At 46.1% G+C, this 243-nt stretch carries 1 protein-coding gene; it reads left to right on the top strand.

All coding sequences use genetic code 11. The annotated features are described in order from the left end of the window. A partial coding sequence (locus AAEY62_RS24260) for a histidinol dehydrogenase (protein ID WP_350637025.1) occupies nucleotides 1-243 on the top strand: 243 nt, incomplete at both ends.

The raw sequence follows: 243 nt of genomic DNA, 5'->3' as shown, positions 1-243 counted from the left end.
CGCTAATAGAAAGTGGTGGCGCAGGCGCAATTGCAGCAATGGCTTATGGCACAGATTCAGTGCCTAAAGTGAATAAAATTTTTGGCCCAGGTAATAGCTTTGTCACTATGGCTAAGCAACTTGTGGCGCAAACTGTACCTGGCATGGCCATTGATATGCCTGCAGGCCCATCTGAAGTATTAGTTATTGCAGATGAACGTGCAAACCCAGAATTTATAGCCGCCGATTTACTCTCACAAGCAG

Source organism: Pseudoalteromonas sp. GW168-MNA-CIBAN-0100 (genome assembly GCF_040309225.1).
GTDB lineage: Bacteria > Pseudomonadota > Gammaproteobacteria > Enterobacterales > Alteromonadaceae > Pseudoalteromonas > Pseudoalteromonas arctica.
This window is presented reverse-complemented; position numbering and strand designations above follow the sequence as displayed.